Origin of the sequence: Acidaminobacter sp. JC074, from assembly GCF_022496765.1 — a bacterium.
Taxonomy (GTDB): domain Bacteria; phylum Bacillota; class Clostridia; order Peptostreptococcales; family Acidaminobacteraceae; genus JABXKX01.
In genome coordinates, this window is record NZ_VANV01000006.1 from 198,159 (window position 1) to 213,805 (window position 15,647).

A 15,647-nucleotide genomic window follows, 5' to 3' on the forward strand; every position below is an offset into this window, starting at 1 on the left:
GATAATAGATTTCTATTATCTTTTTAAGTCATATTAAATAATGAAGCTAAAATAACATCGTTGTCTAGATTCGATAGATTTTCTTTTGTAATGATTTCATTCTTTGAAAAGAAGGTAGTTATGTTCTTCGAATCTATAATGGTATTAATGAGTGCCTTTGTAGCTAAATAACCATGTAGGAAGTAGCTCTGGTTAATGGCACTGACGATGATGTCTTCTTCTAAATAGGTGATAATGTCTTTATTGATTCCTGTGACCACATAACGTATATGAGGATAATCTTCTTTTAGATGAGTGATAAGTATGTCAGCATATCTTGGTATGAAGATATACTTTATTTGATCTAAGTTCATGTCTTTCATTTTGTCTAAAACATTTTGAAGATCATCAAGTGAAATCTTATGAAACTCATTGATAGCCTTGCTTTTTAAATGGTCGATAAAGCCGTCATAGTATAAGTGAGAGGCTATTTTATCATTAGGTGTTTGAATAACTAAGAGATCTTGACCACTTGGATGTTCTCTAAGTAACATGTCAGCGGAAATGTGACCAGATTGATAGTAATTCTTTCCTATATGAGAATAGTCCTCGCTGATTTGATTGTCTATGGTTACGACGTTCGTAAACTGATATGCCTTTATAAGCGTATCAACTTTGTCTTTATTGATTGGAATAATTATGATACCTGTTAAGTCACCTAGTTTTAATGATGCCTCGAGTTGGCTCAATTGGGTATTTTCCTGATCAATCTTACAAGAGTGGATTTCCAACTCAACTTTAAAATGCTTTAGCCTGTTTACTGCATCAATAATGCCTTCTTTGGTTTCCTCAAAGTACTGATTATTAACAGAATGAATAAGAAAGACATGTATTTTTTTCACACCACTAGGCGCTAGCATACTTGAAAGTATGTTTTTTTTATAACCTACTTTCTCACAATAGTCCAGTATTAACTTTTTCTTATCTTCTGCAATATCTTGATCGCCATTAAGGGCTCTTGCCACAGTACGTCTAGAAAAGCCTAAGGCTGATGCTATGTCTTGCTGAGTAACTTTCTTCATAAAATCCTCTCATTTCCTATTACTTTATTAGATTATAAGATATTGAAAACAAGGTCAAGGATTAGATGTTTTAAAAGTACATATAATCCATAAAGTAGTCTTGGAATTTTGGATGATCACTTAAAGATACAGTCTGATTTCTACTGATAATTTCTTCAATGACCTTCTTGTTGTTAGTGTACATAAGTTTGATTGCACCATTTAAAGAACTGTTGCCTATGGTTCTGGTTTTATCTAAAAATGTACTTGGTAGGATATCTATGTCACATAAGGCCTTTAAAGAAACGTACTTGCCAAAACCACCAGAAATATAGATATTTTTAACATCTTCAGCCTGAATATCTGCAGTGTCTAATAGAATCTCTATACCGGTTCTAATGGCAGATTTAGCTGTCTGGATAGCTCTAATATCTCCTTGGCTGATGTAGATATTATCTGTGAGATAATATTTATCTTCATCTTGAAACTTGTCTATAAACCTACCTGTAGCATCAATCAGACCATTTTTACTTAAATAAGCAACCGTACTGATTGTACCTGTGCCACATATGCCTTTTGGTTCTTCCTTGTCAATGGTATGGCTATTACCATCATAATCATAAATTGCACCAGCTTTGGCCTGCATACCACATGATAAGGAAATACCTTCAAATACTGGGCCAGCAGCAGTAGATGTTGTATAGATTTTACTTTTATGACTCAGTGCCATTTCGCCATTTGTTCCCAGATCTATTAAAAGAGATGTATCGCTTGTGTTAATGAAGTCACATTCGACAATGCCTGATAGAATATCACCACCAACAAAAGCAGAGAGTCCAGGGATAACTGTATAAGTGAAATCGTCGATGTCTATGTGTTCAAGGTCTTTTAATTGAAAGTCAAATGGATAAAGACCAAGACTTGAAATGCTTAAACCCATAAAGAGTTGATTCATTGTTGTGTTACCTGAAACATATATATGATTGAGAGTGCCATATTCAAGTACAAAGGATTGAATGGCTTCACTGATGGGACGTCGAATCACCTTAACCAATATATCTAAGTTGTTTTCAGCATAGGTAATTCTAGATATCACATCAGCACCATATGAAGATTGTGGATTTGAAAAAGTAATTGTTTTAAGCAGTTTGTTTTTATCACAATCCATGAAAGACATAACTACGCTTGTTGTTCCGATGTCGATTGCACAAGCATGGCCTGTTAAAGAGGCTGTGTTATCAGGTAAATGGACATCTGATATGATTTCAAGTTTGCTTGTCTCTAAGAATAGGTTTGTTTCTTCCATAACAGGATATGTACAGGATAGTCTATAACCTTCTTCAAGCTGTTTTTCTGATAAGTGTCTTTTATCTGCTTCTGTAATGACTTTAGGATTTAAGATCTTAAGATGACATTTGCCACATGTTCCATTGCCAGCACAGGGAGCTGGAATTTCATATCCAAGGCTTCGGAGTTGATTTAAAAGGTTTGTGGGGGTTGTCTTGGGTTTTATATTTATTTTCATGATTATTTCCTCATATGACAGGTCTGATTGTCGCATTGATTACAGTTGATATCCTCACACGCATCAAAATGCTCTTGAATAAGGTATTTATAGACAAGTGATCTCTGTGGGATCAAGACATGATAATCATTAGTTGTAATAGGTGATTTTAACTTATTCGTAATAAGACTATTATCTTCTAAAGACAGTTCGTCCCCTGGCGTGAAGCGTCTGCTAAGGCCATGACCATGACTAATTGCATCTTCTTTTAATTTAAGATAATAGTTTTCGCTTGCTTCAAAGAGTATGATGACCAAGAGCTGGTCGCATAACATGGCAAGAAAGGGATCATCACCATTCCATAGTTTATCTAGGAGGGCATCAATCCTATTACCTAAAGTGATACCTACATAAACTGCCTCTGTAGATTTTATGTGATAACATTTCAAATCTAAAAGGTCTTGCAGCCTTGGATAAATTTCATTGTAAGCCTTTATGACTTCGTTTCTTATATTTTCAGTATGACCTGGGTTCATGATTTTAAGTAATCGATCTAGTTGAGTCATCAGCCGTTTACCTTTCTATATTTTAGTGGCGTTAAAGATGTATGTTTTTTAAAGACTTTAGTAAAATAAGACTGGTCTTCAAAGCCAAGGGATATGGCAATCTCAAGAACTGTTTGATTGGTGTTTTTAAGCATGCGTTTGGCATCGTTGATCCGTAAGACATTGATGTATTCAGAAAATGCGATTTTCATTTCTTTTTTAAAGATTGCAGAAAAGTATTTTGGACTGAGTTCTACCTTATCAGCAGTATCTTGTAGTGTGATGGACTTAAGATAATGTCCGTGTATATACTTTAAGGCATTTCTTATGACCAATGGATGGCCTGCATCATTGACATTGATAACATGTTCAGTAAAGTTATTAAGGATTGTAAGCATCCAAAAGGATAAGTCATCCATGGATTTAACATCTGATAAGTCTTTGATATATTGATTGCTAAGCCCAAATAAAAGGTGAGCATCAGCGCCGCCTTCAATGGCTGCTCTTGAGATAAGAGCGGACATTTCTAAAGCTCTAGATTTGCTGACTTCAATGTCCACACCTGTATCATAGAATATATAACCTAAAAGTTCATTAAGGACTTGTCTGGCTTTTTGTGATTCACCTTTTCTCACATATTTAAGTAATGCCTGTTCTTTGTCGAAGGGATAGAAATCATGTGTCGATGATTTATAGTCAGAAATCGTATTGAGAATAGCCATTTGCTGTTCAGTCTTTGTTTGACGTTTTTTCATTTCCATCAAGTCGTCGTTGATTTGACTGGACACCATAAGCTGTAGAAGTTTGCTAAGATGTCTGACTCGAGGAGGTTCTACAACAGGAATTGTTCTGACATAGGATTTGATTCTACTTTTTTCATTGATATCCAAATGGTTCTTCTTTATGATTTCATCCACAAAATATTCGTCTGGGTAAGCCATTAGTATAGGACCTGCAATAAATGATCCTTTGAAAACACCTTCATAAGAAACTGGATAGGTAAACTCGGTTAAACCTGCATGGCAAAAGAAGATATAGGCTTCTCCTTGAAGCTTTGCCTGAAGGCCAGAATAAAGATGCGTTTGATTACAATTACTTTTGTCTGCAATTGAGTGGAAATAGTTACAAAAGGAAAACTCATCTCCAATGGAAGAAATGGTTTTGCCATTGTCATCTATAAATTTTGCAGATATTCCTGTAGAGTGGTAAAACACTTCTAATAACTCTTTTATAACTGGTATGTTTAAGTGCCCTTTTTCTAACAACATATGTATTCTCCTTTTCTGTTATTATATTATATTTTACCAAAATTGTCTTTAAGCATGTGGAAATAGTACCAAAATTAGAACGATGCGACAAGAAATGATACCAGTAATCGCGTATCATATAGTTAACAGATTGAAGGAGGCGTATATGTATTTAGAAGAAATGGGGCAAGCGCTTACTAAAGGACAGTCTAATGAAGTTATGGACTATGTTAGTAAGGCTATTGATGCAGGTGTAGATGTAAAAATTATTCTTAATGAAGGTTTATTACATGCTATGAGTGCATTAGGTGAGAGATTTAAGAAAAATGAAGTATTTGTACCAGAAGTTTTAATTGCTGCTCGCGCAATGAATGCAGGTTTATCAGTTTTAGAACCATTTTTGGTAGGCTCAGATGTAAAGCCTACAGGTAAAGTTATTTTAGGCACTGTAAAAGGGGACTTACATGATATCGGTAAAAATTTAGTTGGTATGATGTTAAAGGGTGCTGGTTTTGAAGTTGTAGATTTAGGTGTCAACGTTGATAGCGATAAGTTTATCAGTAAAGCGGAAGAGTTAGGTGCTGATATCATCTGTATGTCGGCTCTTTTAACAACTACGATGAACAATATGAAAACAGTAATTGACGAATTGGAACAAAAGGGTTTAAGAGAAAAGTATGTGGTTATGATCGGTGGTGCACCGGTGACATCTCAGTTTGCAAGTCAAATTGGAGCAGATGCATTTACAACAGATGCTGCATCATGTGCTGCAAAAGCTAAAGAATTAGTAAATTAGGAGAAACGATGAACGGTAGAGAACGTATAATTAACACACTTAAACATCAAGCTGTTGACCAATTGCCATGGGTACCTTTTGCCGGTATACATGCTGGAGCGTTAAAAGGCTATACAGCAAGGGAACTTTTGACTGATAAAGATAAGCTAATAGAATCGCTTTTAGAAGTAAAAAAAATCTATAGACCTGATGGTATGCCAGTTATGTTTGACTTACAAATAGAAGCTGAAATATTAGGTTGTGAGCTCGTATGGGCAGAAGATGCACCACCTTCAGTAAAGACGCATCCACTTGAACTAAGTAAAGAGGTGCCATGTAAATGTTTGATGCCATCTAAAAATGACGGCAGACTGCCATTAGTACTGGATGCTATGACTGCACTGAGAAAGCTTGTTGATGATGTTGCCTTATATGGTTTGGTTTGCGGTCCGTTTACACTTGCATCACATCTTCGTGGTTCTATGATATTTATGGATATGTTTGATGATGAACAGTATGTAAAAGACTTGTTAGATTACGCAAATGAGGTATGTAAAAAGATAGCAGACTATTATATTGAAGCCGGTATGGATGTTATTGCTGTGGTAGATCCATTGGTATCACAGATATCTCCAGATCACTTCAAACAATTTATGCATGAACCATTTGAAAGTTTATTTACCCATATTAGAAATAAAAATGTCTTATCATCTTTCTTTGTTTGTGGTAATGCAACACCTAATATTGAAGTGATGTGTTTAACAAAGCCAGATTCAATTTCAATTGATGAGAATGTGGATATGATGACAGCTAAGGCTATTACAGATAAACACCATGTTGCAATTGGTGGTAATATCCCTCTAACAACAGTTATGCTTTTAGGTAACCAACAAGATAACATGAAGTGCACCATTGATCTTATGGATAGTGTGAGTCATGATAACCTAATCATAGCACCAGGATGTGATATGCCTTATGCAACACCAATTGAAAATACCATCGCTGTACAACAGGCAATTAGACAGCCTGAAGAAGTTAGAAAAATGATTGAAAACTACGAAGCTGTTGATGATGACATTGAAGTAGAGTTACCTGACTATAAAAATTTAGAAAGGCCATTGGTTGAAGTATTCACTTTGGATTCAGAGACCTGTGCAGCTTGTACTTATATGATGGCAGCCGCTAATGTTGCTAAAGAAACATTTGGTGAAGATATTGAAGTGATTGAATATAAGTACACCATTAGAGAAAACATTGCTCGTTGTAAGAAGATGGAGGTTCCTAATCTTCCTAGTATGTATATTAATGGCCAGCTTAAATTCAAGTCAATTATACCTTCTAAGACAGAGTTAGAAGAGTCGATTAAGGTGCATTTATAATGATTAAGATAATCCTTTTATCGGGTTTTCTAGGTTCAGGAAAAACAACACTTCTGAATCATTTAATAAAGACAATGGAAAAAACAGCCATCATTATTAATGAATATGGTAAAGAAAGTGTTGACGATAAACTTGTACATGGTGATTTTGATGTACAGGAAATAAGTAATGGTTCAATTTTTTGTACCTGTCGTTCAGATCAATTTCTGAATGTACTCCTTAGAGCAAAAGCTTTTGATGTTGAAACCATTCTAGTAGAGAATTCAGGACTAGCAGATCCTACCGGCATGGGGAGTATCATGGATATGCTTGAAAAAGTATCTCCAAATACTTTTGAATATGAAGGTTCCATTTGTGTCTTGGATGCACTTAATTATCATAAAGTGAAGTCAACCCTTCCTGTTGTTAAGAATCAGGTAATAGGTTCTAGTTTAATAGTCATTAACAAGATTGACTTAGTTGGTGATGTTTACTTAACTGAACTTACTGATGAGTTGGTTTCTGAAGGTCACCAAGTGGTTCAAACTCAGTATGGACAGGTTGATGATGTGATTATGAGTAGAGAAAGAACTCTATCAAACGGTTTAATCACTAAAACAATTGGTATTTCAAAGTTACACCTTGATGCCAGCGAATACAGTTTAGAACAAGTAGAAAAGTGGTTAGAGAAAATAGGTCCATTAACACTTAGGATAAAAGGCTTTATCAATGACAGTGGTCATTTCTTAGTACAGAGTGTCTTAGGTGATTATCGAGTTGAAGCTTGGCCTAATTCAGAAAATGCCTTTCTTGAGATAATATACAAGAGTAATGATCAAGTGAAAAGTAAAATTCTGGAGACGTGGAAAAATTTATTATAGATATTTTGAATTACAATAGGGCAGTTAAAGTTGATGGACTTTAGCTGCCTTATTTATTTTTTAATATAGAAATATATGTTACTCTGATTGTAGAGGTGATAAAGTGAAAAAGTTATTTGTATTTATATTTCTTATTTTTTTGATTGGGTGTGAAGAAGAGATTGAAAGACCCATTGTTCAAGTACGTCCTCCAGTGGACCGAACGGTTTCTGAGAATATTATTTTGAGTAAGCCTGAGATTCTTCTTGAAAAAATCTATGATGCCCCACAAACCTTTAAAGTGGCAGATGTTATAAAAGGGCCTGAAGATTTGATTGTTCAAGTGGATGGTCAAGTTGTTGAAGACGCTTTTACACTCGATTATGGTAAGCATAAGATAGGTGTTCATTATTTTGTAGGTGAAGAGGAATCTCCACATGCTTATTTGAACATTGAAATAGCAGAAAACATTGAATCGCTTTATACGACCTTGTATGAAGAACTAGATGGACCAGCCGGTAAAATTTTAACCAGTGATATTAGGTCCTTGGATGTTTATAAACGACTTATAAGAATTGAAAATGACCAGATTCGAACTTACTACTATTTAAATGATAAAGGTTACTTTACTGCTCCTGAAGGTCAGTCATACAATCCAGAGATCACTGAACTTAATTGTAAAGACAACACCTTTCATGTCAGGGGAGAGATCACTTCAGATGTTGTTTTAGTGAATGGCTACTACAGCATTAAATCCGAACATGGCGATTATCTTGTTGATATAGAAACGGCTGACTTCATTGAGCTTAGAAATCACCAGTTATCTATGAGTGGAAGGTATATGCTTACAAGACAAGAAGATGGGTTTAAGTTGTATGAATATAAGAATGGTTCTTATGACTTGAATTATATTTATTTAAAAGAAGCAAATACATATGTTAATTCATATTTAATAGGAGATGAGCTTAGATTTTCTATTGAAGGTGATGGGTCTATAAGAAGCCTGCTTGGAGAAGATTATTTAGAAACGTATAGATATGATGTAAATGCTTCTAAGCCAGTTCGTTTGGTTAATAAAGGTGACTTGCCTTTAGAGCTTTATAAGAGTTACTCAATCTCTAGTCCCTATTTAGGTAAAGTTGATATAGACGATCTTTATACTGAGCTTGGTTTGGTGTATACGGAACTTTCTAAAAAAGGTATGAATGAATGGTTAGAAGTGGATAAGGGTTATATCCAAATAGACAGCGATATGTACCGTTACCATGGGCAATTGTACGCTGATGACGGTGAAAAACTACCTCTAGATATGTGGGTTTATGATGAACTTCCAAATCAAGATGGCTATTATCTTCTAGGTAAAAATAGAGGTGAAAATTACATATACAGTGTCTTTACCCATGAGATGCAAGCTCTTGAAGATCCTTATGTTTCTAATGATGGCAAGGTGATTATAGCTTATGATACAGATCTTTTGACCATATATGAGTTTACAAGTCAAGGTTATCAAAGCGTTGATAGTCTTGAAGTCGATATTTTAAAACCGCTTTGGATATCCTGGCGTGATGATGGTTTTGACATCAGAGAAGATGGTGAAGCAGCTGGTTATCATCTGATATATGATAAGTTTACTTCATTTACTAATGTAAATGGTCACTATGTTCAAAAGAAGCTTGCCCATAATGACATTGCAATTTACCAAGAAGCAAGCTTAAAAAGTGAGCAAATAGGCATTGTTAATTTTGATCTTGAAAGTGTTAATTTTATCAGACAATACCAAGTATTTGATAATAAGCTCATGTCATGGCATGAAGTTGAACAAGCAGGCCTAAAAGGTTATGTCATGTTACCGATGGATCCTTATATGTATAGATACGAGGTAAACAATGATTTTGTTATAAAGTTTGTTTTAAATGATGGGTCCATAAAGGAAGTGCCTTTTGATTCCTATCTCCACTATTCATTATCAAATGAGTACAATGATTTTGATTATTATGTCTTACAACTTGAATATGAATATGGATCGACCTACCTTATAAATAAAGACAGTGGTTCTATCCATAAGGTCAAGGGTTATGTGAATCTTTCACCTGATAAATCTTCTTTTATGGCCATTGATTATGCTTGGGAAAATCAAGCTTATGATGTTGTTTTCTATGATATTGAAGGTGATCAAATTGATGAGAATGAAGCTTTTACCTTCTATGGATGGCAGAGGAGTAGGTTTGAATGGGTCGGTGAAAAACAAGTAAATCTGGTATGGGATAACTATAACAATCGTGAAACATTAGGGACATTTGATTATAAGGATAAGAAATGGCAATTTACAAGGCGCTGAAAGCGTCTTTAATTGTTTTATACACGAATAATTCTGAACTAGGGTGGTATAATAATAATAACACCATTATAAAAGCGAGGTCGAAATGAAAAAGTTATTTAGTAAAAGGAATATGATTATTTTCGTAGCTCTTGTAATTCTTGGCGTTGGCGGTTATTTTGCCAATGACTTTGCTATGAGAGTTGAAGTTGATCTACATACAGTAGATGTAGGTAAGGTTGTAGAGTCATTTAATGAGGATGGTTACATTGAGGCTGTTAAAACTGCTGAAGTGCAGGCTGCAATTTCAGGGAATGTAGATGAACTTTTCGTAGAAATTGGAGACAAAATTTTAAAAGACGATGTCCTTCTCTTGTTCGATGATGATGTTTTGAATTTTCAAATAGAAGGCGTAGAAGCTGAGATTAAAGCTTTGGATTATCAACTATTAGAAGCCTCAAAACCAGCAGATCAAGAACGCATTAACAATGCTAATCTTGCAGCCGCTCAAGCCAGAGCAAACAGAGATAAGCTAAAAAAAGACTATGAAGACAATTTAGCACTTTATTCTTCAGGCAATCTAAGTAAAGTTGCTTTGGATTTAAGTGAGAAGCTGTACAATGATTCTGTTAAGGCTTATAGTATGGCCATTAATGAGTCTAAGCTTATCAACAAAGGCATTAGTGAAAATGTGACCTCACAATACGAAGCTTCAATTGATGCTCTATATGCCCAAAGAAAGATACTAGAAAGACAATTAGAAGATTATACAGTGGATTCACCTATGTCTGGTGTTGTTTTAGCCAGTCATGTAAAGTCAGGCAACTATGTAATGGTAGGACAAGCTCTTTTTGACATAGCTGATTTGAGTGAACTTAAGCTGGTTTGTGAGATATTAGAAGATGATTACTCGACTATTAGTATGGATACACCAGTAATGCTTTTGGATACCAATACAGATGAAAGTTTTGAAGCTGTGATTTCAAAAATCTATCCTCGTTCAGAATCTGCAATATCTGACTTGGGTATCAAGCAAAACAGGGTGAAAATCGAAGTGAAACCAAAAGGTGACCTCGAAGGTTACATTGTTGGTCAATCTTTAGAACTTGAATTTATTACGAAAGAAGAAACATCCTTAAGAGTGCCAATTGATGCCGTTTATAAATCAAAAGGCAAATACTTTGTATTTGTGGTTGAAAATGGCATGATTACCTCTAAGGAAATTGAAGTTGGTATTGAGGGTGAAGATTATTACACCTTATTATCTGGTTTATCAGAGAATGATGAAATTGTAAAAGTCATTACCAATGATCTAGAAGAAGGTCTAAAGATTAAGTAGGTGGATATGAAAATAATAGAAACGGTTGATCTAAAAAAACAATATGAAATGGGTGAAGTATTTGTTAAGGCCTTGGATGGTGTGAGCTTTCATGTAAATGAAGGTGAGTTTGTTGTGATTTTAGGTCCATCTGGTTCTGGCAAATCGACATTATTAAATATAGTAGGTGGCATGGATTCGCCAACTGAAGGTGATGTCATTTTCACAGATGAACACCTGAGTGGTTACAATGACAAACAGTTGACCAATTATAGAAGAACAGAGGTTGGCTTTGTCTTTCAGTTTTATAATCTCATGTCCAATTTAACAGCAAAAGAAAATGTGGAGCTTGCAACAGAAATCTGTGAGGATGCACTTGATATCGATAAGATTTTAGAAGATGTTGGATTGGCAGATAGAAAAGATCATTTTCCATCACAGATGTCTGGTGGTGAACAGCAGCGTGTTGCCATTGCTAGAGCAGTTGCTAAAAATCCAAAAGTCTTATTATGTGATGAACCGACTGGTGCCTTAGACTTTAAGACAGGCATCACCATATTGGAACTTCTATCAAAGATAAACAAAACATACAATAAAACAGTCGTTGTTATTACCCATAATGCTTCCATTGCTGAAATGGCAAATCGTGTTGTAAAAATGCGAAGTGGAAAAATTATTGAGAACTATATCAACGATAAGCCAATATCACCTGAAAGGATTGAATGGTAATGCGTAAGTTAGATGTTAGACTTGTTAGGCATATGAGCCATTCTAAGGGACAATTTATTGCTCTTTCAATGGTGATTGTGTTAGGACTTATGATGTATGTAGCTATGAACTCTGCATATATCAATTTAAGTTCGTCTTTAGAATATCATTACGACCAGCATAACTTTGCAGAAGTCTTTGCAGAAGTGATGAAAATAACGGAGTCAGACATAGAAGATTTAAGAGAGATTCCGGGTGTTGAAGCTGCTGAGGGGCGCTTGGTTTATGATGTGCCTTTGAATGTAGGTAATGAAGAAAAGGTCAATGTTAGACTCGTATCTTCGTCTTATGGTGAAGACAGTATCAATAGCCTATATGCTTTGGAAGGTAGATCTGTTGTCAACTCAGATACAGAATGTCTTGTTGTGGAAAAGTTTGCTCTTGCTAGAAATATTCAGGTTGGAGATATCATTAGTCCGCATATATCTGGTAGAGATTATGATTTGGAAGTTGTAGGTATTGTATCTTCTCCTGAATATGTTTACTTGATGGAAAATGACCAAACATTGCTACCAGCTGCTGAAAAGTTTGGCATCCTATTTACAACAGAATCATTTATCTCTGATGCCATTGGTGTTGGATCAAGTTATAATCAGGTTTTATTCATTCTAGAGAAAGATTTAAATGTAGATGAGTATGTGAAAACGCTTGAAAAGAAACTAGATAAGTTCGGTGTTACTAGAATCTATGATCAAGATGATCAGTTGTCTAATAGAATGGTTCATGAAGAGATGCGTGGCCTTGAGCAATCATCTTCTACTGTTCCGGTAATTTTCCTTGGTGTAGCAGCCTTTATAATGGGCGTTATGATTTCTAGAATGGTAAAAGGTGACCGTCTAGCAATTGGTATTTTAAAGTCTATGGGTTACTCTAACTCAGATGTGATTTTGCATTATACAAAGTTATCTGTAGTTGTAGGACTTTTAGGTGGTTCCTTAGGTGTGATATTAGGCTATTTGCTGTCAATGCAGTTTACTCAAATTTATATAGACTTCTTTTCAATTCCAACTTTAAGATTTGTATTTAGGCCAGAGCTTATTCTTTTGTCAGCGATACTTGTTTCAATTTTCTCGGTTGCAGCAGGCTTATGGGGTTCAAGAAAGTCTATGAAGATATCGCCAGCTGAATCCATGAGACCAGAGCCGCCAAAGACGGGTAAGAGGATTCTGTTAGAAAGAACATGGTTGTGGAAGCATATCAGTTTTTCAAACAAGATGGTTTTCAGGAATTTGTTTAGAAGTAAAAAACGTGCTTTCTTCATTGCTTTGGGTATTTCGTTAACTTTTGCCATTACCTTGATGCCCTTTTTCATGTTATCAGCATTTAATGATATGTTTGACACCATGTATGGTGAGTTTCAGACCATGGATTATGTTCTGAATTTCTCAAGTGGTGCTAATGAAGATATTATTTATGATTTACGAAATACATTAGATATAGATGAGATTGAGGGTAAGCTTGAGTTCCCATTTGAGCTCCAGCATGAATGGAAAACCAAAGTCGTCAATATAGTAGGTGTAAAGGAAAATACACAATTCTTTAACTTCCAAGATGAAAATTTTAATCCAATATATTTAAAACCGGGTGATTTCTTTATGTCAGAGGGACTCGCCAATGTACTTGGCATAAAAATCGGAGATTATTTGACTGTTTCGTCATTTATTCCTGACAGGGATGATATAGAAATAAAAGTCACAGGTATTGTCAAGCAAAATCTAGGAGCCAATGGCTACATGATTTTAGATGATATGCAAGGTCTTTTGATGGATGATGACTACATCAATGGGGCATATATAGCCACTGACCAAAGTCTAAAAGATGAAGTAGAGAAATATAAAGTTGTTGCATCTATTCAAACGACACAGGATCTACAAGATACATTTAAAGAGTTTCTAGGTTTGATGATTATGATGTTGTCTATTATGATTATGTTTGGTGGTATTTTAGGATTTGCAATTATCTATAACTCTGCTGTTATTGCTATCAATGAAAGACGATTGGAGTTTTCTTCATTAAGGGTAATGGGTTTTACAAAAAATGAAATATTTATAAGTCTTTTAAAAGAAAATATCATTAATGCTATTTTAGGGATTATTCTTGGTGTACCAATTGCAAGAGCAATGCTAGAGAGCTTATCTTCTACATTCTCGACAGAGTTGTATTCTTTTGATATCCTTTTAGAGCCTATGCATTATGGTTTAACTGCCATAACAGTTATTATATTTGTTATCATAGCTTTATTAGCAGCATACAGAAAGATTCATGGCCTTAACTTCATTGAAGCACTTAAGAATAGAATTACTTAGACAGGATAGAAATATCCTGTTTTTTCCTGTATGATAAAAATAAGGAGGCACTATGAAAAACAACAAATTTAACTTATTCATAGGCTGTTTATTGCCTATATATATAGTCATTTTTGCAGCAACGATTCTTATGTTTACTTTCTCGGATGGTATGGATGAAAATGTTCTGCTTATGCTGGTGCCATTTCATATTTTCGTTATGTTTATCAGTATCTATCTCATTATCTTGTATGTGGTCTATTTTGATCAAAATAAGGCACTAACTGGCAATCAGAAAGGCATTTGGTTTGTTATTCATTTTGCTACATTTGGTCTATCCTATCCACTATTCTGGTGGCATCATCTTTCTAAATGGGAGACCATTACAGCCAAACACATTTTAAGGCATTTTGGAATTGTAAAAGACTAAGGAGAAGTTTTGGAAAAAATATTTAAATACGACATATCTATATATGCAATGGTCATCCTAGTGGTTTTATTGATTATTATTTGCAAACATTCTTATAGCTCTACAAGATCAAAAAAACTGTGTATAACTGTTGTAATAGCAACCTTTCTTGCAATGGCTGTAGAGATTCTGTCATGGTTATACAGTGGTGATATAAGTCCTTTTGGAAGATCTATGAATAGGATATTTAATACGCTTTTATATATACAGTTTTCATTTCCTGCTGTTGCATGGACCTTATATTTTGAACATAAGGCTTTTGGTGAAAAGCAAAAGTCTAAAGCAATCATAGTAGGATTTTCAGGTGTTTTTCTTTTATCAACATTTCTAATTGTAATCAACCACTTTAATGGTATGATATTCATCATTAACTCCATGAATTATTTTGAGAAAGGTCCTCAATCTTATCTGATGGAGATACTGGCTTATTGTCCACTAGTCCTATACATATTGTCGGTTGTTATAAGAAGAAAACAAGCCAATGAAAGAGTCTTAAAGACCATACTTTTGGTATGCATGATACCGATTACGGCATTTCTTATCCAGATGAGTCATCTAGGCTTAACCATCATCTGGCCGTCGCTGACTCTAGTTATATTGGTCACCTATATCTTGTTTGAGACCGATGGTCTTCAAAAGGATGATTTAACTAATTTGTATACTAGAAGGCATTTAGAGAAAAGGATAAGATTTTTACTTGAAAGAAAGTTATCATTTACCGTTATCATGATAGACCTTGATTCTTTTAAGAAGGTGAACGATACTTATGGTCATCCTATTGGTGACAAGGTGTTAACGGCCATGGCTTCTATCATACATGCTAATGTCAAAAGACATGATCAAGCTTTTAGAATCGGTGGAGATGAATTTTTCTTACTCATTGAAGGTGATGATGCTTCAGCAGGTGACAAGGTTGGACAGAGACTCAAAGACCAGGTTTGTCTTTACAACAATAAGAAGCTTCTACCTTGTGACATAAGTTTTACATATGGTGTTTATAATTACAAAGCGGCTGAAAACGTTACATATTCTGATATTATGATGAAGGTTGATCAAAAAATGTATGACAATAAAAACTTGACGCCTGTAGAAATATGATGTAAACTGTTCAAAACCGATGAAAAGAAGAGTACAGATGATTTAGGCTTTAGAGAATAAGTG

Annotated in this window: 13 protein-coding genes and 1 other annotated feature (1 of these 14 only partly in view); of the genes, 9 read left to right on the forward strand and 4 right to left on the reverse strand. The window is 34.8% G+C overall.

Going from position 1 to position 15,647, the window contains the following annotated elements:
- Nucleotides 1–23: 23 nt before the first annotated feature.
- The 4 genes from EZV73_RS08245 to EZV73_RS08260 form a co-directional block, all read right to left on the reverse strand.
- A complete protein-coding gene (locus EZV73_RS08245) occupies nt 24–1,061 on the reverse strand; it encodes a substrate-binding domain-containing protein (protein WP_240839784.1) in 1,038 nt (345 codons plus the stop codon).
- A gap of 70 nt (nt 1,062–1,131) precedes the next feature.
- Complete coding sequence (locus tag EZV73_RS08250; protein WP_240839785.1) at nt 1,132–2,565, reverse strand: ASKHA domain-containing protein; 1,434 nt, start codon at nt 2,563–2,565, stop codon at nt 1,132–1,134.
- Between the two features lie 2 nt (nt 2,566–2,567).
- Nucleotides 2,568–3,110 carry a hypothetical protein gene (locus tag EZV73_RS08255; RefSeq protein WP_240839786.1) on the reverse strand — a complete coding sequence of 181 codons (543 nt, stop codon included), beginning with the start codon at nt 3,108–3,110 and terminating at the stop codon, nt 2,568–2,570.
- Nucleotides 3,110–4,357: a PocR ligand-binding domain-containing protein gene (locus EZV73_RS08260; RefSeq protein WP_240839787.1), complete on the reverse strand. Its 1,248-nt coding sequence runs from the start codon at nt 4,355–4,357 to the stop codon at nt 3,110–3,112. Before EZV73_RS08260 ends, EZV73_RS08255 begins: the two co-directional genes overlap by 1 nt.
- A 145-nt stretch (nt 4,358–4,502) precedes the next feature.
- Between EZV73_RS08260 and EZV73_RS08265 the strand changes: the two genes are divergently transcribed.
- The 9 genes from EZV73_RS08265 to EZV73_RS08305 all read left to right on the forward strand — a co-directional run bounded on the left by EZV73_RS08265 (nt 4,503) and on the right by EZV73_RS08305 (nt 15,584).
- Nucleotides 4,503–5,132: a corrinoid protein gene (locus EZV73_RS08265; protein WP_240839788.1), complete on the forward strand. Its 630-nt coding sequence runs from the start codon at nt 4,503–4,505 to the stop codon at nt 5,130–5,132.
- 8 nt (nt 5,133–5,140) lie between these two features.
- Nucleotides 5,141–6,490 (forward strand): uroporphyrinogen decarboxylase family protein, encoded by a 1,350-nt coding sequence (locus EZV73_RS08270; RefSeq protein ID WP_240839789.1) that lies wholly within the window; start codon nt 5,141–5,143, stop codon nt 6,488–6,490.
- Nucleotides 6,490–7,350, forward strand: coding sequence for a GTP-binding protein (locus EZV73_RS08275; RefSeq protein WP_240839790.1), 861 nt, complete (start codon nt 6,490–6,492; stop codon nt 7,348–7,350). Before EZV73_RS08270 ends, EZV73_RS08275 begins: the two co-directional genes overlap by 1 nt.
- Nucleotides 7,351–7,453: 103 nt before the next feature.
- Nucleotides 7,454–9,667 (forward strand): hypothetical protein, encoded by a 2,214-nt coding sequence (locus EZV73_RS08280; RefSeq protein WP_240839791.1) that lies wholly within the window; start codon nt 7,454–7,456, stop codon nt 9,665–9,667.
- Between the two features lie 85 nt (nt 9,668–9,752).
- Nucleotides 9,753–10,985, forward strand: coding sequence for an efflux RND transporter periplasmic adaptor subunit (locus tag EZV73_RS08285; protein WP_240839792.1), 1,233 nt, complete (start codon nt 9,753–9,755; stop codon nt 10,983–10,985).
- A gap of 6 nt (nt 10,986–10,991) precedes the next feature.
- Nucleotides 10,992–11,693: an ABC transporter ATP-binding protein gene (locus EZV73_RS08290; protein WP_240839793.1), complete on the forward strand. Its 702-nt coding sequence runs from the start codon at nt 10,992–10,994 to the stop codon at nt 11,691–11,693.
- A complete protein-coding gene (locus EZV73_RS08295; RefSeq protein WP_240839794.1) occupies nt 11,693–14,038 on the forward strand; it encodes an FtsX-like permease family protein in 2,346 nt (781 codons plus the stop codon). The genes EZV73_RS08290 and EZV73_RS08295 overlap by 1 nt, the downstream gene beginning before the upstream one ends.
- 52 nt (nt 14,039–14,090) lie before the next feature.
- Nucleotides 14,091–14,447 (forward strand): hypothetical protein, encoded by a 357-nt coding sequence (locus tag EZV73_RS08300; RefSeq protein ID WP_240839795.1) that lies wholly within the window; start codon nt 14,091–14,093, stop codon nt 14,445–14,447.
- A 9-nt stretch (nt 14,448–14,456) separates the two neighbouring features.
- A complete protein-coding gene (locus EZV73_RS08305; RefSeq protein ID WP_240839796.1) occupies nt 14,457–15,584 on the forward strand; it encodes a GGDEF domain-containing protein in 1,128 nt (375 codons plus the stop codon).
- Nucleotides 15,585–15,594: 10 nt separating this feature from the next.
- Nucleotides 15,595–15,647: a binding site (T-box leader), on the forward strand; it runs 222 nt beyond the window's last position.

Excerpts from the sequence above, each read along its gene's own strand:
- EZV73_RS08245 (WP_240839784.1), bottom strand. The coding sequence starts at position 1,061 with ATGAAGAAAGTTACTCAGCAAGACATAGCATCAGCCTTAGGCTTTTCT.
- EZV73_RS08250 (WP_240839785.1), bottom strand. The coding sequence starts at position 2,565 with ATGAAAATAAATATAAAACCCAAGACAACCCCCACAAACCTTTTAAAT.
- EZV73_RS08255 (WP_240839786.1), bottom strand. The coding sequence starts at position 3,110 with ATGACTCAACTAGATCGATTACTTAAAATCATGAACCCAGGTCATACT.
- EZV73_RS08260 (WP_240839787.1), bottom strand. The coding sequence starts at position 4,357 with ATGTTGTTAGAAAAAGGGCACTTAAACATACCAGTTATAAAAGAGTTA.
- EZV73_RS08265 (WP_240839788.1), top strand. The coding sequence starts at position 4,503 with ATGTATTTAGAAGAAATGGGGCAAGCGCTTACTAAAGGACAGTCTAAT.
- EZV73_RS08270 (WP_240839789.1), top strand. The coding sequence starts at position 5,141 with ATGAACGGTAGAGAACGTATAATTAACACACTTAAACATCAAGCTGTT.
- EZV73_RS08275 (WP_240839790.1), top strand. The coding sequence starts at position 6,490 with ATGATTAAGATAATCCTTTTATCGGGTTTTCTAGGTTCAGGAAAAACA.
- EZV73_RS08285 (WP_240839792.1), top strand. The coding sequence starts at position 9,753 with ATGAAAAAGTTATTTAGTAAAAGGAATATGATTATTTTCGTAGCTCTT.
- EZV73_RS08290 (WP_240839793.1), top strand. The coding sequence starts at position 10,992 with ATGAAAATAATAGAAACGGTTGATCTAAAAAAACAATATGAAATGGGT.
- EZV73_RS08295 (WP_240839794.1), top strand. The coding sequence starts at position 11,693 with ATGCGTAAGTTAGATGTTAGACTTGTTAGGCATATGAGCCATTCTAAG.
- EZV73_RS08300 (WP_240839795.1), top strand. The coding sequence starts at position 14,091 with ATGAAAAACAACAAATTTAACTTATTCATAGGCTGTTTATTGCCTATA.